The 17,738-nt window shown below is 34.2% G+C and carries 14 protein-coding genes; 3 read left to right on the forward strand and 11 right to left on the reverse strand.

Going from position 1 to position 17,738, the window contains the following annotated elements; all coding sequences use genetic code 11:
• Nucleotides 1-31: 31 nt before the first annotated feature.
• Nucleotides 32-2,047, forward strand: a complete 2,016-nt coding sequence (gene ftsZ, locus Q0Q96_RS01475) for a cell division protein FtsZ (RefSeq protein WP_293870812.1) — start codon at nt 32-34, stop codon at nt 2,045-2,047.
• A gap of 163 nt (nt 2,048-2,210) precedes the next feature.
• On the opposite strand, the gene rodA is transcribed toward ftsZ, so the two are convergent.
• From rodA to purH, 6 genes are all read right to left on the reverse strand, one after another.
• Nucleotides 2,211-3,470: a rod shape-determining protein RodA gene (gene rodA, locus Q0Q96_RS01480; protein ID WP_293870815.1), complete on the reverse strand. Its 1,260-nt coding sequence runs from the start codon at nt 3,468-3,470 to the stop codon at nt 2,211-2,213.
• Between the two features lie 12 nt (nt 3,471-3,482).
• Complete coding sequence (gene mrdA, locus Q0Q96_RS01485; protein WP_293870818.1) at nt 3,483-5,417, reverse strand: penicillin-binding protein 2; 1,935 nt, start codon at nt 5,415-5,417, stop codon at nt 3,483-3,485.
• A complete protein-coding gene (locus tag Q0Q96_RS01490; protein ID WP_293870820.1) occupies nt 5,414-5,920 on the reverse strand; it encodes a rod shape-determining protein MreD in 507 nt (168 codons plus the stop codon). Before Q0Q96_RS01490 ends, mrdA begins: the two co-directional genes overlap by 4 nt.
• A complete protein-coding gene (gene mreC, locus Q0Q96_RS01495) occupies nt 5,913-6,740 on the reverse strand; it encodes a rod shape-determining protein MreC (RefSeq protein ID WP_293870822.1) in 828 nt (275 codons plus the stop codon). The genes Q0Q96_RS01490 and mreC overlap by 8 nt, the downstream gene beginning before the upstream one ends.
• 104 nt (nt 6,741-6,844) lie before the next feature.
• The gene (locus tag Q0Q96_RS01500; protein ID WP_293870825.1) at nt 6,845-7,873 is read right to left on the reverse strand and encodes a rod shape-determining protein; all 1,029 of its coding nucleotides are present in this window, start codon (nt 7,871-7,873) and stop codon (nt 6,845-6,847) included.
• 54 nt (nt 7,874-7,927) lie between these two features.
• Nucleotides 7,928-9,454 (reverse strand): bifunctional phosphoribosylaminoimidazolecarboxamide formyltransferase/IMP cyclohydrolase, encoded by a 1,527-nt coding sequence (gene purH / locus Q0Q96_RS01505; protein WP_293870828.1) that lies wholly within the window; start codon nt 9,452-9,454, stop codon nt 7,928-7,930.
• A gap of 197 nt (nt 9,455-9,651) precedes the next feature.
• Between purH and Q0Q96_RS01510 the strand changes: the two genes are divergently transcribed.
• On the forward strand, nt 9,652-10,908 hold the full coding sequence (locus Q0Q96_RS01510; protein ID WP_293870831.1) for an ABC transporter permease: 1,257 nt from the start codon (nt 9,652-9,654) through the stop codon (nt 10,906-10,908).
• Nucleotides 10,909-10,963: 55 nt separating this feature from the next.
• Here Q0Q96_RS01510 and accD read toward each other — a convergent pair whose 3' ends face one another.
• Genes accD through Q0Q96_RS01525 form a run of 3 tightly spaced genes read right to left on the reverse strand, consistent with a single transcriptional unit; the run spans nt 10,964 to nt 15,521 of the window.
• A complete protein-coding gene (gene accD / locus Q0Q96_RS01515) occupies nt 10,964-11,818 on the reverse strand; it encodes an acetyl-CoA carboxylase, carboxyltransferase subunit beta (protein WP_293870834.1) in 855 nt (284 codons plus the stop codon).
• Nucleotides 11,819-11,873: 55 nt separating this feature from the next.
• A complete protein-coding gene (gene fbaA / locus Q0Q96_RS01520; RefSeq protein ID WP_293870837.1) occupies nt 11,874-12,941 on the reverse strand; it encodes a class II fructose-bisphosphate aldolase in 1,068 nt (355 codons plus the stop codon).
• A 45-nt stretch (nt 12,942-12,986) separates the two neighbouring features.
• A complete protein-coding gene (locus Q0Q96_RS01525) occupies nt 12,987-15,521 on the reverse strand; it encodes a BamA/TamA family outer membrane protein (protein ID WP_293870840.1) in 2,535 nt (844 codons plus the stop codon).
• Nucleotides 15,522-15,558: 37 nt separating this feature from the next.
• Between Q0Q96_RS01525 and Q0Q96_RS01530 the strand changes: the two genes are divergently transcribed.
• Nucleotides 15,559-16,296 (forward strand): RNA methyltransferase, encoded by a 738-nt coding sequence (locus Q0Q96_RS01530; protein WP_293870843.1) that lies wholly within the window; start codon nt 15,559-15,561, stop codon nt 16,294-16,296.
• Here the strand turns inward: Q0Q96_RS01530 and Q0Q96_RS01535 are convergent.
• Both Q0Q96_RS01535 and ubiE read right to left on the reverse strand, forming a co-directional pair.
• Nucleotides 16,283-16,987, reverse strand: coding sequence for a porin family protein (locus tag Q0Q96_RS01535; RefSeq protein ID WP_293870845.1), 705 nt, complete (start codon nt 16,985-16,987; stop codon nt 16,283-16,285). The genes Q0Q96_RS01530 and Q0Q96_RS01535 overlap by 14 nt on opposite strands.
• 19 nt (nt 16,988-17,006) lie before the next feature.
• The gene (gene ubiE / locus Q0Q96_RS01540; protein ID WP_293870846.1) at nt 17,007-17,738 is read right to left on the reverse strand and encodes a bifunctional demethylmenaquinone methyltransferase/2-methoxy-6-polyprenyl-1,4-benzoquinol methylase UbiE; all 732 of its coding nucleotides are present in this window, start codon (nt 17,736-17,738) and stop codon (nt 17,007-17,009) included.

The raw sequence follows: 17,738 nt of genomic DNA on the forward strand, positions 1-17,738 counted from the left end.
AAAGAATAAAACCTAACAAAACCAAAATAGTATGACAAGCAACTCAGAAATTGGAAACATCTCATTTGATTTACCAAAAAATCAATCAAATGTGATTAAAGTAATCGGAGTTGGTGGCGGCGGAAGCAATGCGATCAATCACATGTTCAAGCAAGGAATAAAAGGAGTTGACTTTATAGTTTGTAATACAGACTCACAAGCACTTCAAAACAGTCCTGTGCCCAATAAAATTCAGTTAGGAGTAAACCTTACCGAAGGTCTAGGCGCTGGCGCAAATCCAGATGTTGGACAACAATCAGCCATTGAAAGTATAGGCGATATAGAAAAAATGTTAGATGCCAATACCAAAATGGTTTTCATTACCGCAGGAATGGGTGGAGGAACAGGAACTGGTGCTGCTCCAGTAATTGCGCAATTGGCAAAAGAAAGAGACATTCTTACTGTAGGTATTGTAACTATTCCTTTTCAGTTTGAGGGTAAAGTTCGTTCAGAACAAGCGTTGTTAGGTGTTGAAAAATTGCGAAAGCAAGTCGATTCTTTGATTGTTATTAATAACAATAAATTAAGAGAAGTATACGGAAACCTTGGCTTCAAAGCTGGATTTTCTAAAGCAGACGAAGTGTTGGCTACCGCTTCTCGTGGAATTGCAGAAGTAATTACGCATCATTATACACAAAATATCGATTTAAAAGATGCTAAAACAGTCTTGGAAAATAGCGGAAGAGCTATCATGGGTTCTGCTACTGCATCGGGAGATAATCGCGCAAAAGAAGCTATAATTTCAGCATTAGATTCACCATTATTAAATGACAATAAAATTTCAGGTGCCAAAAACGTCTTGTTGCTTATCGTTTCTGGAAATAATGAAATTACAATTGATGAAATCGGGGAAATCAATGACCATATTCAATCAGAAGCGGGGCATAATGCTAATATCATCATGGGTGTTGGAGAAGATGAAACATTGGGCGATTCAATAGCAGTAACTATTATTGCTACAGGTTTTAATGAAGAACAACAAAATGGAATTTTAAATCTAGAAGAAAAAAAAATAATCCACTCCTTAGACGGAGAACATAAAATAGAACGCGATTTAACTCAAAAACCAGTAGCTGTTTTTCAAACTATCATTGATACACCAGCCAAGGAAATTAAGGAAGAAAAAATATTTTTTGAATTAATCGAAGATGAATTTGATTCGAGCAAAATCGAAATGGTGCAGCAAGCTTCAGTTGTCAGTTCAATTGATGAAAAAGAATTGATTGCAATGAATCATTTCATCAGAAATTTGGATGTAACTTTTGAAATTGTATCGCCAATAAATGACATCGATTTCAAGGTAACCACTCCAGAAGTTCGAGAAATGAAAGTGGTTGAATCACAAGCTATCGTTGATGAGAGCCTAAAACAAGTTCAGGTTGAAGAGGAGCAAATTACTTTTACTTTTGATATGCCAGCCATGCCAACATTTGAAAGAGTAGAAGAGGTAAATTCAGTTAAAGCAGTTGAAGAAAACAGAATTATTTTTGATTTATCCGACTCGCCAAATGATATTGAAGTGAATCAACCCTTGCAATTTATACCTGTAACCGAGTTGAACGAAGGAGGTATGATTAAATACTCTCTGGAAGAATATATGGAGTTAGAAAACGATTTGTTAAACTCAAAACCAGCCGCAGCTATTGTAGTTGAAGAGCCAGTTGCCGATGAGTTGAAAATCACGATGAAACGGGTAGATGTTCAAAAACCAACCTCCACAGTAAGCCATTTTGAAGATATCTCGCCAGTAGAGATGACTATCGAAGAAACCCTGAAACATAGAGCTGACGATAGAAGAAAAAAGTTAAAAGAGTTCAATTATAAATTTCATAACAATCCTTCAAAAATTGATGAATTAGAGAAAGAACCGGCTTACAAGCGCAATGGTGTTGATTTGTCAACCAATATACCAGCTGATACAAAATCTAGAATGTCAATAGGTATTGATAGTAACGATGACACGCAGTTACGTTCCAACAATTCATTTTTGCACGATAATGTAGATTAAACCACTAACAATCCAGAAAATTCGTAACCCAAAAATCTGAATAGATTTTTGGGTTATTTTTTTATAATTGGGCTAAAAGTTTTAAAAAGTTTTAGTAACCTAACTCATTAAACACAGTATTAGCAATATAAATAAAATGATTTACTTATAATTTGCAACAAAATTACCACTCGTTTACTTTATTGGCATCCATTTTCAAAAAGATAAATAATAAGATTGTAAAACCCCATAAACCCGACCCACCATAAGAAAAGAAAGGAAGCGGAACGCCTATCGTTGGAAAAATACCTGCAACCATTGCAATGTTGACAAAAAAGTGGATGAACAAAATGCCGGCAACACAATAACCATAGACTCGGCTAAACTTGGTTTTTTGCCTTTCAGCCAAATAAATTACTCGTATAATTAAAGTAACAAAAAGCAACATCACCAAAAGGCAGCCCACAAAACCCCATTCTTCGCCTACGGTTGTAAATATATAATCTGTATGTTGTTCTGGTACAAAACCTCCTTTGGTTTGTGTTCCTTCAAGATAACCTTTACCAAACCAGCCACCAGAACCAATAGCAATTTCGGATTGATTGGTATTATAACCAATGCCTTTCATGTCTACTTCTTTGCCCAAAAGAATATTGAATCGGTCGCGATGATGTTGCTTAAAAACATTTTCAAAAACATAATCTACTGAAAAAACAAAACCACCAATCATTAAAAAAATAATAGAACTTAATAGCCAGTTTCTATTTATCATTCGGCTTCTATAATAAATAAAAATAATGACAGCCAATGCTGCAAGAGTTAGAATTAAAGGTTTAATAACTAACGCTAAAACAAATAAGACTAAACCAATAAAACCCGTCCAAACGTACCATGAAGGCAGGCCTTCTCTATACAATACTAAAATGAAAACACAATAAATTAGCGCACTTCCTGGATCATGGGGAACTATCAAAAGTATGGGTAAAAACAGGATTCCCAATACTTGAATTTGTCTGTTTAAATCTTTGAGATTGATTTGAACATCGCTCAAATATTTGGCAAGAGCCAATGCAGTTGCAGCCTTAACAAACTCCGAAGGTTGTACGCCAAATGAACCAAAAGAATACCAATTGGCTTGACCTTTTATTGTCTTTCCAAAAACAAATAAACCAGCCAAGGATAATAATCCTATAACATAAATGACGCTAGAAAATTTTTCATAAAACTTGCCTTCTACTGACATTACAACGAGTATCAAAGGAATGGTCAGGATAATAAACATAAACTGTTTGCCATAAATTTGTGTAAAATCAAAAATAGAAGTCTCTCGAGCAATAGAGGATAATGATGACGAATAAATGTTGAGCCAACCCAATATTACCAAGGTAATATAAATGGCAATGCTCATCCAGTCGAGATTATTGGTTACGCTTTGATTTTTCATATTGGTTTGAAATTAATTTTCTGGTGCATCAGGTACTTTAATTTCTGGTTTAGTCACTATAGGTTTTCCGTTTATAGCTGGTTTTGATTTAATCAAAGTATCTATTATAGGTTTTGCGTAATATTTATTGTACTCCCCTTGAAGACTTCCTTCTAACATTCTTTTTTCTAAATCGGTTCGGGTAATTTTCTTTTTGATGAATTTTTCAATCATCAAGCTAGTAATTGGACCAGCCCATCGAGCACCCCAATAACCATTCTCCACAAAGACTGCAATCGCAATTTTAGGATTATCTTTTGGCGCAAAAGCCACAAAAATAGAGTGGTCTTGAAGCTTTACTCTTTTACCATTAATTTTTGCGAAATTTTCGGCAGTTCCTGTTTTTCCGCATATTTCAATTCCTTCTACGTTCAATCCGTGAGCCGTTCCTAAATTATACACATCAAACAAACCGCTAATCATGGGTTCAAAATATTTAGCATCTATGGTTGTTACATGTTTGGTTGTAAACCGTTTATCTATAGCTTGACCTTTAATTTTTTTGATGATATGAGGCGTATAATAATAACCTCTATTGGCAACGGCAGCAATCATATTTGCTAACTGAATGGGTGTCATCAAAACCTCTCCTTGACCAATGGCATTAGAGACAATCGTTTTACTTGACCAACCCCATCCGGGATACATTTTTTTATACGTTTTTGATGTTGGTAAACTTCCTTTTTTTCCTGTTGGTAAATCGTAACCCATGAATTGTCCTAAACCAAAACTTTTTAAGTGATTACTCCAAACATCAACTCCTTTTGGTGGATTGTTAAATTTATCGATGGTTTTCATGTAAGAGCTTGAAAAGAAAGTATTACACGACTCATAAATCCCTCGGTGAAATTGCATAGCACCACCATGACAGTGACATTTCATAAAACGCCCGGGTGCATAACTAAAACCATGGTGACAAAAAAAAGTGGTATTCTCATCTATGGCGCCTTCTTGTAAAGCCACTAAACCTGTCAGGATTTTAAATGGTGAACCGGGCGTATATTCGGCTAATAAGCCTCGGTCATATAATGGTTTTGCAATCGAATCATGGAATAAAATCGTATAATTTTTCGAACGTTGTCTTCCCACCAAAATAGCCGGATCGTAAGAAGGAGCGGTAACCAATGCTAAAATTTCTCCTGTTTTAGGCTCGATAGCTACAATTCCGCCACGCTTGTTGACCATTAATTCTTCTCCATACTTTTGAAGGTCTGCATCTATAGATAAATTAATGTCTTTTCCCTGTACAGCTATAGTGTCAAATTTTCCTTCTTTATAGGAACCTATTTCCCTATTGTATTTGTCTTTTTGAATATATTTCACGCCTTTTACTCCCCGTAAAAAATCTTCATAGCTTTCTTCAACACCTTGACGACCAATTAAATCACCGCTGTTGTAGTATTTATTTTTTTCAATGATTTTATCATTAACCTGCGTGATAAAACCAAATACATTGGCACCATAAGCTACTTGATAATCTCTTAACGCACGCTTTTGGATATAAAAACCCGAAAATTTTCGTTGTATTTCTTGATAAGCAGCATATTCCTTTTTATTAAGTTGCGACAGAAACACTGAAGGAAGTCTTGGACTGTAAATTTTAGCTTTTGCAATTTTTGTTAAAAAGTCTTCTTTAGTGATGTTCAATAACAAACAAAACTCGGTGGTGTCAATATCTTTCACATCTTTTGGGATAACCATAATGTCATAGGATGGTTGATTGGCGACCAAAAGTTTGCCATTTCTATCATAAATATACCCTCGCTCTGGATAATCATATTTTATTTTTATGGCATTATTATCAGATTTCAATTTTAAAGAATCATCGATAACCTGTAAATAAAAAAGGCGCAATATCAACAAAATTGTTCCAGTAAAAATAATTGTAGGTAACAAGGCTTTTCTCATCGCTTGTTTGGCTTAATGATGTAGATAATTATTATAGACGTGAGTATTGTAAAAAGTGTACTCAAAAAGGTGCGCAATAAAATATCCCATACAAAACTAATCTTGAAAACTTCGAGTATAAACAATACAAAGTGGTGAATTACTACCGCAATTAAGATAAAGGAAAAGCGCTCCGGCGTTAATACATCATTAAGTTTTACCGTTTGATATTCATAACTTAATCCAAAGGAGAACTTAAAAATGGCAGGTCTATAATAAGCAAGAATTACGCAAGCGGCAGCATGGACACCGCCAGAATTCCAAAACATATCCATCAATAATCCCAATAAAAAACTAGCAACTAACAAACCTGTTTTATTGCCATTTACAGGATACAAAATAATAAAAAGCACATAAGGAAACGGATTGATATATCCAAAAAGATCCATCCTATTGAATAGTAGAACCTGTGCGGCAAGCAACAAGATAAATCGAGCAATATTTGCTAGCAAAGTACTATTCATCTTTTTTGCCTTGTTTTTCTAAATTTAGTATCTCTTCGGCATCCTTGTTTTTAATAACATAAACATGACCAAGATTAGTCATGTCATTAAACAATTTAATATCCAAAGTATAGTAATTTGTTTCGTTGTCTATATACACTTTTTCAATAGTTCCAATACCAATATTTTCTGGAAAAACTCTTGATTCTGAACCCGTAACTATGGTGTCGCCTTTGCGAACTCCCGCCAATCTTGGTACATCAGTCAATTGAGCAAAACCGGTGTTTTTCCCATTCCAACTTAAAGTGCCAAAATGATTTGATTTTTTGATTTTTGCATTAATCTTAATATTGACATTCAGAACACTAATGATGGTTGCGAAATTTTTGGAAGTATTATCTACAATTCCAACAATTCCTGCACTGTTGATTACGCCCATATTGGATTTAATGCCAGAAGCAGAACCATTGTTTATGGTTATAAAATTTTCCTGAATGCTGTACGAGTTGTGAATTACTTTAGAAACAATAATATCTATTTTATTAACGCCTTTTATCGAATCAATTTTAGGAAGTTTTGTAGTGTCTTTTTGATTGAATACTATCGATTTTAATCGTGCATTTTCTTTAGCCAATTCCTCGTTTTGAGCTCTCAAACCAAAATACTCATCAACATTGTTTATTTTTTCATAAATACCGCCTGTAAAGAAATTTGCTGAACTGATGATTTTACTTTTGTGATACGAATGGGACTGAATCGTCAAAGAAAGAGAAAGTATCAAAAGCAGCAAAAACAGTAATCTATAACTGTTTTTAAGTATAAAATTAATTATTTGCTGCATCGTAAAAAATTAAAATTTTTAAAAAATAAAATCTCAAAATCCAAATACCAAAAGCTGTATATTAAATAGCTAAAATTGGGATTCGGAATTTATTTATTTGGAATTTATTTAATCAGTATGCTTCTGAACTTTGGAATATTTTTAAGAGCCATACCAGTTCCTCGAACAACGGCTCTCAATGGATCTTCGGCAATATAAACGGGTAAATCTGTTTTTTGTGAAATACGTTTGTCTAAACCTCTTAACATTGAACCTCCACCCGCAAGATAAATTCCTGTGTTATAAATATCAGCAGCTAATTCCGGTGGCGTTTGTGATAAGGTCTCCATAATCGCATCTTCAATACGCTGAATCGATTTATCTAAAGCTTTAGCAATTTCTCTATAAGACACTTCAACCTGTTTGGGTTTACCAGTCAATAAATCTCTACCTTGAACTGACATATCATCTGGTGGTGTTTCTAAATCGTCTGTGGCGGCACCAATCGTAATCTTAATTTTCTCGGCTGTTGCTTCACCCACAAATAAATTGTGCTGCGTTCTCATATAATACACAATGTCATTCGTGAAAACATCTCCTGCAATTTTAACAGATTTATCGCAAACGATTCCGCCTAAGGCAATTACTGCAATTTCGGTTGTTCCGCCACCAATGTCCACAATCATATTTCCTTTTGGTTGCATGATATCGATACCAATACCAATTGCTGCAGCCATAGGTTCGTGGATTAAATAAACTTCTTTACCGTTAACACGTTCGCAACTTTCTTTAACGGCTCGCATTTCAACTTCGGTAATTCCAGACGGGATACAGACCACCATTCGAAGTGCTGGTGTAAACATTTTTTTCTTTAATGCAGGTATGCTTTTGATGAACATGCTAATCATCTTTTCAGACGCGTCAAAATCAGCAATAACCCCATCTTTTAGAGGACGAATGGTTTTTATGTTTTCATGAGTTTTGCCTTGCATCATATTGGCTTCTTTTCCAACAGCGATAATTTTCCCCGATATTCTATCTCTAGCAACAATTGATGGGCAATCAATTACAACTTTGTCGTTGTGTATTATCAGAGTGTTGGCGGTTCCAAGGTCAATAGCAATGTCCTCGGTCATGAAATCAAAAAATCCCATATGTTTATGTAGGGTTTAACGTTTATAAAATTTTAACGCACAAAGTTAAACAAATTAATGTTTAAAATGACGTGTTCCAGTAAATACCATTGCAACTTTATTTTCATTACAAAAATTGATACTCAATGCATCTTTTATCGAACCTCCAGGTTGAATAACAGCAGTGATGCCAGCGTTATGAGCAATTTCGACACAATCCGGAAATGGGAAAAATGCATCACTTGCCATAACGGCACCATTCAAATCAAACCCAAAATTTTGTGCTTTTTCTATAGCTTGTTTCAAGGCGTCCACGCGAGAAGTTTGACCTGTTCCCGATGCCACTAATGTAGTATTTTTTGCAATTACAATCGTGTTGGATTTGGTATTTTTACAAATTTTTGATGCAAATAATAAATCTTCAATTTCATGCTGATTTGGAGCCGTATTAGTAACCACTTTTAAGTCTTCTTTTGAGTCGGTTATTGAGTTTCTGTCTTGAACTAATAATCCATTTAAACAAGTTCTGATTTGTCTATTGGGCAATTCGACTACATGTTGAACCAAAATAATTCTATTTTTCTTTTCGGATAAAATGGCAACAGCTTGTTCATCAAAACTTGGAGCAATTACCACTTCGCAAAAAAGCGAATTTATTTCGTGGGCAGTAGCCGAATCTATTTTTCCGTTGGCGATTAAAACGCCTCCAAAAGCCGAAGTTGGATCACAAGCCAAAGCAGCCAAATATGCCTCTCTAATGGTGTTTCTTGTGGCTACTCCACATGCATTGTTGTGTTTTAAGATGGCAAAGGTGGGTTCGTTGTTTTTAAATTCTGATATCAAATTCACTGCGGCGTCAATGTCTAACAAATTATTATAGGACAATTCTTTACCGTGTAATTTGCTAAACATTCTATCAAATTCACCGAAGAAAAATCCCTTTTGATGAGGATTTTCTCCATATCTCAAAATCTGACCTTCAGAAATACTAGTTTTAAAATAGGTATCTTCAGTATTGAAATAATTAAAAATTGCTGTGTCGTAATGAGAGGTGACATGAAACGCTCTGGTTGCCAAAAATTTCCTTTGCTCTAGTGTTGTGGCGCAATTTTGATTTGAAATCAAATCTAATAAAGTGGAATATTCATTTACCGAAGCCACGATAATTGTATCATTAAAATTTTTCGCCGCTGCACGAATTAACGAAATCCCACCAATATCAATTTTTTCAATAATGTCGGCTTCGCTAGCTCCTGAAGCAACTGTTTTTTCAAACGGATACAAATCAACAATCACCAAATCAATTTGTGGAATTTCAAAGTCAATCATTTCCTGAATATCACCTTCATTTTCTTGACGATTGAGGATGCCACCAAAAATTTTGGGGTGCAAGGTTTTTACTCGTCCACCAAGAATTTCGGGGAAAGAAGTTACTTCTTCTACTGGAACTACTGGTATTCCGAGTTTGTTTATAAATTCTTCAGTGCCACCTGTAGAATAAATAATGACGTTCTGTTCGTGTAATTTGCGAACTATCGGTTCTAGTCCGTCTTTTGAAAAGACAGAAATTAGGGCTGATTGTATTGTTTTTGTTCTAGTCATGATGTTTTGGTTGTGCTTGTGTGTCAGAAGGTAGATATAAGCAAACAAAAGTAGGTGATTGTGAGTAACGAAGCAATTTGATTTTTCACTTTTTTGTAACAATATTTTATTATAGGACACCTATTAAGGCATTTAATAAATGACCAGAAATTTTCATTATTTTTATTAAAATTTACTATACCATAAATAGGTTACACATGTTATTATACTTTAGATTGCTCAACGAAAGTTTTGCGTTTGCTATGAATGCTTTGCGTAACAATAAACTGCGAACTATCCTGTCATTGCTGGGCGTTACTATCGGTATTTTTTCGATTATTGCGGTCTTGGCAGCTGTTGATTCTTTGGATAAAAAAATTAAAGCCGATTTAAGTACATTGGATAAAAACACCATCTATTTGATGAGCCAAACATTTGGACCAAGCGAAGTTCCGAAATGGAAAAGAGAACAGTTTCCCAAAGTAACCTATGATGAATATCAATATTTAAAAAATAATTTAACTCATGTTGAGAACACTTGTTTTCAATATTTTACAAGTGATCAAAATATAAAATGCGATTCAAAAACGGTGTCAACAGTTAATATGGTTCCAGTAACTTCTGAATTTGTTGCTATTCAACGATTGGAGTTTGCAGATGGACGTTTTTTTAATGAGGAGGAATCTATTGCCGGAAAACAAGTTGTTATTTTAGGAAATGATGTTGCTAAAGGATTATTCGATGATATTAATCCTATTGGTAAATCTGTTCGAATGTACGGACAACGTTTTACAGTGATTGGTGTTACTAAAAAGAAAGGTAATTCAGCATTAGAACTTGGAGGCAACGATGATACTTCTGCTTTTTTCCCCTCACTATTTTTAAAAAGAATTTATGGGGATAAAAATAAGCAGCTACTGCCTGTAATTATTATTAAACCCGAAAAAGGAACAGATATTCCATCATTAAGGGGTCAAATAACGCAAAAATTACGAAATTATAGAGGGGTAAAACAAGGGGATATCGATAATTTTTTTATTAATATTTTATCGGGATTCACCGATTTGATAGATGGTATAATTTCAAATCTGAAAATAGGAGGTTGGATTATTAGTCTGTTTTCTTTGTTAGTGGGAGGTTTTGGCATTGCCAATATTATGTTTGTTTCAGTAAAAGAACGAACTAATCTAATTGGTATTCAAAAATCTTTGGGAGCCAAGAACAAATTTATTCTATTTCAGTTTCTTTTTGAAGCCATCATTCTTTGTGTTATAGGCGGAATTGTTGGCTTGTTTTTAGTTTGGATTATTGCCTTAATCTTAACTAAAGTACTAGACTTTGAATTTCTTCTCGGCATAGGGAATATTATTCTAGGTACAAGTTTGGCTGCCATCATCGGATTAATTGCTGGTATACTTCCTGCCATTTCGGCTTCACGATTAGATCCTGTGGAAGCTATTAGAAGTGGGATTTAAAAGAAAAAACACAAAGTGAAGACCTTGTGTTTTTAGTATTTTAAAACGGTAGACCTTAACGGATATTTTCATTCAAAATCAAATCCAAATACAAGTTAATCTTGTCTTTCAATTCTTTACGGTGTGTAATAAAATCTAGAAAACCATGATCTAATACAAATTCAGCCGTTTGAAAACCTTCGGGCAAATCTTTTCCTGTAGTATCCCGAACAACTCTTGGACCCGCAAAACCAATCAAAGCACCAGGTTCAGAAATATTAACATCGCCAAGCATAGCATAAGAAGCAGTTGTTCCGCCAGTTGTTGGGTCTGTACATAATGAAATGTACGGAATTTTAGCCTCTGCAAGTTGCGCTAATTTGGCCGAAGTTTTTGCCAATTGCATCAACGAATACGCCGCTTCCATCATACGGGCACCACCCGATTTAGAAATCATAACAAATGGCACTTTATTTTTAATAGAATAATCAATACCACGAGCAATTTTTTCGCCAACAACAGCTCCCATAGAACCGCCTATAAAGGCAAAATCCATGCAACAAACTACTAAATCTTTTCCTTTTGATTTTCCAACACCTGTTCGAACAGCATCTTTTAATCCTGTTTTTTCCATGGCATCTTTCAATCGGTCAGCATATTTTTTGGTATCTACAAAACCTAATGGGTCTTTAGATGTCATCTTGGCATCTAATTCTTTGAATTCATTGTGGTCAAACAAGATTTCAAAATATTCTTTACTGCCAATTCTAACATGAAAATCATCTTCAGGACTCACCCAAAGATTTCTAGCCAATTCATCTTGATCAATAATTTTTCCGGTTGGCGATTTATACCAAAGTCCTTTTGGAACGTCTTTTTTATCTTCGGTTGCGGTAGTAATTCCTTTTTCTGTTCTTTTAAACCAAGCCATAATGAATTGTGAATTAAGAATTAAGAGTTGAACTCCGTAATTCGTAAATTGAAATTTATAAAGTGTTTATGTTATTTAAGTCAGCAAATGCTTGCTCTAATCTTTTGATGAAAGTCAGTTCGCCTTCACGAAGCCATTTTCTTGGGTCGTAATTTTTTTTGTTTGGTGAATCTGCGCCGTCTGGACTTCCAATTTGAGTTTTTAAATAATCTATATTGTTGACCATGTAATCTCTAATTCCTTCTGTAAAAGCAAATTGTAGATCGGTATCGATATTCATTTTGATGACACCATAACTTATAGCTTCTCTGATTTCTTCTAGCGTAGATCCAGAACCACCATGAAAAACAAAGTCAACAGGATTTGTATCGGTTTTGAATTTATTTTGAACATAATCTTGAGAATTCTTCAAAATTTTTGGAGTCAATTTTACGTTTCCTGGTTTGTAAACACCATGAACATTTCCGAAAGCTGCTGCGATGGTAAATCTTGGCGATACTTTCATTAATTCTTCATAAGCATAGGCTACTTCATCGGGTTGTGTGTATAATTTTGCACTGTCCACGTCTGAATTATCAACGCCATCTTCTTCGCCGCCAGTAATTCCTAATTCGATTTCTAGAGTCATTCCCATTTTGCTCATTCGAGCCAAATAAGTTTTACAAATTTCAATATTTTCATGAATAGGTTCTTCGGATAAATCTATCATGTGCGAGGAATATAAAGGTTTTCCCGTTTCTGCAAAATGTTTTTCGGATGCGTCTAACAAACCATCAATCCATGGTAATAATTTTTTGGCACAGTGATCTGTATGAAGAATTACTGTTGCTCCGTAAACTTGGGCTAAAGTATGAATGTGTTTGGCACCAGCAACTCCTCCTGCGATGGCTGCTTTTTCGCCAGCATTTAAAAGTCCTTTTCCAGCATTAAAGGCTGCGCCACCGTTCGAGAATTGAATGATAACAGGAGCTTTTAATTTGGCGGCTGTTTCCAATACCCCATTGATAGTGCTCGATCCGATAACATTTACAGCAGGAAGAGCAAATCTTTTTTGTTTTGCGTAAGCAAAAATGGCTTGAACTTCATCGCCAGTTGCTACTCCAGGTTTAATATTGTGAGACATTGTGTTTTGTTTAAGTTAAGTCTACAAAAATAATAATTTCTAATTTTAGAACGGATAATTAATTCCAATATTTAAAACAGATTTGTTAAAACGTATTTCTTTTAACCATTTTTCGTTTTCAAGGTTTGCGGGATTGTAAGTTTTAAAGCCAAAATCCAATCTAACCACAAAAAAATTAAAGTCATATCTAAAACCAAAACCAGAACCAACGGCAATATTTTCTAAAGATTTTAAGCCCGTAAAGGTAGCATCAGGATTGGTAACTATATCTTTCACATTCCAGATGTTTCCGGCATCAACAAAAAGAGCTCCAAATAATTGCTGAAAAATATTAAATCTGAATTCTGTACTCAAAAGTAATTTCATATTGGCTTCATTAAAATCGTTGACCGAACCCGTTTTTCCTGGACCTAAACCGTAGGATTGCCATGCTCTAATATCGTTAGAACCTCCGGCAAAATAACTTCGTGAAAAAGGAACACTATTTGAGTTGCCATAAGGAATAGCAATGCCCATGAATGCTCTACTAGCCAATACTTTTTTTCGTCTCAAATCCCAATGTCTGATGAATTCAAACTCGGTTTTGATGTATTGAGAATAGGCAACGCCAAAAACCGTTTTGGAACCATTTTGTGTCATTCTTGAAGCTACTGATATGATAGATAAAGTGTTTCCTGCCGATTCCACCTTTGCTTTAAAAGCATAAAAATTATTATCAAATAAATCCTTTTTTGAGGTTTTTGAAAACGAAATGCTAGATGCGAAAATCAAATTGTCTTCAGTTAATCGAGATTTTTGTTCAACAATACTGCTCACAGATCGCACATCTGTGGGTGAAAGAGCCAACGTGTTGTTATTTACATCGGCTAAAAAGTGATTTACTCCGTCTTCAATAGTTAAATTTCCATCTGTGAAGTAACTTGGATTTGCTCCGTAATTTATGGCTAACGTATTCAAGGCTTTATAGGAAGATCGATAGACATTGAAATAGTTTCCGGCATTGATATTTTTTACAAACTGAATATTGAATAAATCAAAACGGAAGGTGGTATTTTTTTTTGGAGTCCAATTATAAACGAGCGAACTTGTAAAGTTTTGTTTGTCTAATCCAATGTTGGTTTGTTTAGAATAACCTACACTAATAGTAGAATAAGGAATCATCGTTTTTGGAATAATTTTATCGGTTTTGAAGGGTAAAAATAATCTAGGAAAATTCAATTTTGCATCAGCTCCAATCTCTGAAATATTGAAAAAATTATTGTTCGGATTAGCTAAATCTCTCGAAGCACCAATGTTGCCTCTGAAACCAATTTCGAAAGTTTCGGCACCATTAAATACGTTTCGAATACCTAAAAAAGTATTTCCTGATATTCCAAAATCCTGAATGTTAGAGTGCGTGAAATCATTGGAATAACCAAAAGTATATTTTTTTCTTGGCGTTAAATAAATGTTGGCAATCAATCCGTTTTTTTGCGTTTTGTCTTCTACATATTGAATTAAGGGATAGTTAAAAACTTTAAGATTACTTAAATATTTTGAAGTTAATGTTGTTCGGTTTTCAGAAAAATAATTGCCTTTGGTCACAAAAATACCATCAGTTATTGCTTTTGGTCTGTATTTTAATTTTTTGACGCTGTATAATGTAAAATCTTTGTAAACGGTGCTATCTTTAATTATAGCATTAGGATTAGCAGGGCTATGATCCGAAAAAATATTGACTTTGCTAATTTTATACAGTTCAAAAGGAACGTTTTTTAAACTATCCTCTTTTCTTACTGTTTCGTTTTGAATGATCAAATCTACGTCGGCCAAATGCTTATCCGACAAAGTATCAATATCAAAAGTTACATAATTTTGTTGAAAACGATAAGCACCATTATTTCTAAAATCGGCACTGATTCTGGCTTTTTCCTCATCAAAATTGCTTGTTGCAAATTTTTGTCCTGATTTCAAAAAGGAATTCTTCTTTCGTAGTTGATAAATGGAATCTAGTGGTTTGCTCAAAATGTAGGAGTTGATGCTGTCTAGGATGTATGGTTTTCCGGTTACAATATCATATCGGAGCTTTACTTTTTTTGCGCCAACGCTGTCAATTTTGTATTTGGTCGTAACATCAAAATAGCCACGATTAAAATAATATGATTTCAAGCGGCGAAGTGATTTTTTTGTGCTGGTAGTATCCAAAATCACTGGAGCTTCACCAGTTTTTCTTAAGAAATTATGTATGCCAGCATACCAAAAAGATTCGCCCAATCGTTTGACCTGTTTTTTTGAAAGCCATTTTGCTTTGCGGTAATATTTTTCGGGATTGTTGTAAAACTTTGCTCTATATATGGAATCGGTTTTTTGTTTGGCCAAATTGTAAATGTTTAATCGGAGGCGATACCCAAGAATAGCGGTGTTTTGTTTTTGGTAAAGTTGGTTTAAAATATCATCAAGAGTGTTCTTTTTATTATCAACATAAACGTCATTTTTGGTAAGAAGATTTTTTCCTTTAGGGACTCTTTTAGTGGTATTACACCCAAAGATAATTGCACCAATTAGAATAAATAATGATATTTTTGTGAGACTATTTTTCAAGAGTTGTCAAATATTTAATTCAAAAGTACAGTATTTTATGATTAGTAAAAACCAAATAAAACTAATTACAAGTCTTCAACTAAAAAAATACCGAAACGCGCATCAATTGTTTATTGCCCAAGGTGTAAAAGTAATACAGGAATTGTTACAATCAAATTTTGAGTTAGAACATTTATATGTTACGGATACTTTTTTTGAACAAGTAAATAGCACTCAAAAAACAACTTTGAAAGAGCAAGACATGAACAAAATTTCGGCTTTGAACTCGCCAAGTTCTTGTTTAGGTATTTTTAAAATTCCAATAGCAAAAAAAATAGAAACCTCGGGTTTAATCCTTGCTTTGGATGATATTCGTGATCCAGGAAATTTAGGCACTATTATTAGACTTTGTGATTGGTTTGGCGTCAAGCAATTGCTATGCTCTGTTGAAACGGTGGATGTTTATAGTCCAAAAGTTATTCAGGCTACAATGGGTTCAATCTCGAGGGTTACTATAAATTATCTAGATTTGAATACCTTTATATCAGAAAGTTCGCTCCCAGTTTTCGGCACATTTATGAACGGTCAAAACATCTATCAGGCAGCATTACCCATAGAAGCCATTTTAATTCTTGGAAACGAAGCCAATGGTATTTCTGATGGTTTAAAAAAAATAATTAAAAACAAAATTGCGATTCCTAGATTTGGCGATATGCAACAAACCGAAAGTTTGAATGTAGCCACAGCCGCAGCTATTTTCTTGAGCGAGTTTAGAAGATCTATTAATGAAAAGTAAAATTGATAAGAACAGCGCGTGTTTTTAAGGACTGAATATTGCCTGTCCAAGGACTATTGGGGTCATCGTCTGGAATTAATTCGTTTTTTAAACCAAAAACACCGCGTATAGAAGGAGAAAATTTGAAATATTCGAAATAAAAATCAACACCAAAACCCAATTGATAATTTTGAGTCCAAGGTTTTACCCTGAATTTTTGTTGCAAATTATCATCTTTTGATTTTGAATTACTTGAAAGATTTAATGTGGCAGACAATCCGCCAACTAAATAAGGTCTCACATTTCCTGTTCTTAACGACGAAAATTTAAGCAACAACGGAAAATCAATATACGTTGATTTTACTTCTCTCACACCATCACGATCATTAGTAAACTGCGAATAGGTTAAGGTTCTGCTGGCATAGTACAAGCCGGGTTCAAATCTAAGTTCAATATATTCTTGAAGCCTAAATACGCCGACAAGTCCAACATCAAATCCCGTTTGACCCTTTACATCTATTGCAGGAGCAGTGTTATTTCTAAATTCGGTTTTGAAATCAAAATTACTAAAACCCAAATAATATCCCCAATACACTTTTTGTTTATCAAAATTTTCCAAATTGATGATAGGATCTTTGGTAAACAAACTTTTACCCAATTGTGCTTTAGTATGAAAGGAAATGAATAGAAGTAAAATAAATATTTTTTTCATAATACCGAAAAATTCAGTTTCATTTTTTAGTTGCCGTGTAAATTGTAGCAACACCAAATGTTTGCGGCATAGCTTTACAGTCTATAAACGAATTTTTTCTCAAAATATTGTTTAAAGCCTCGCCATAAGGAAAATTTGCCGCCGATTCTGATAAATAGCCATAAGCATCTTTGTCTTTAGAAAAGATTTTTCCAATGATAGGGAGCATAAATTTAGTGTAAAAGGCATGACCTTGTTTGTACGGAAATTGGGTTGGAAGAGAAGTTTCTAATATTACAAAAAGCCCGTTTGGTTTTAAAACCCTATGAATTTCAGTTAAACCCTTGTCTAATGTTTCAAAATTTCGAATGCCAAAGGAAACTGTAATAGCTTCAAAATAATCATCAGGAAACGGAATGTTTTCGCTATCGCCTACAACCATTTCAATTTTATTAGCAAGATTTTTGTCGAGAATTTTTTGCTTTCCAACCTCAAGCATACCAACCGAAAGATCAAGTCCAATAATTTTTTTTGCTGATGTACTAGCCATTAAAATCGCTAAATCTCCAGTACCAGTGGCTATATCAAGAATATTTTCTGGATTTTTTGCTGCCACGAGAGCTACCACTTTTTTTCTCCATTTTACATCTATTCCAAGCGAAATAACTCTGTTCAAACCGTCATAACTTCCAGAAATGTTGTCAAACATTTGCGTAATTTGTTCTTTTTTACCTAATGACGAATCTTTATAGGGAGTAATATTCTTTGACAT

It is taken from the genome of Flavobacterium sp. (assembly GCF_025352015.1).
Lineage (GTDB): Bacteria > Bacteroidota > Bacteroidia > Flavobacteriales > Flavobacteriaceae > Flavobacterium.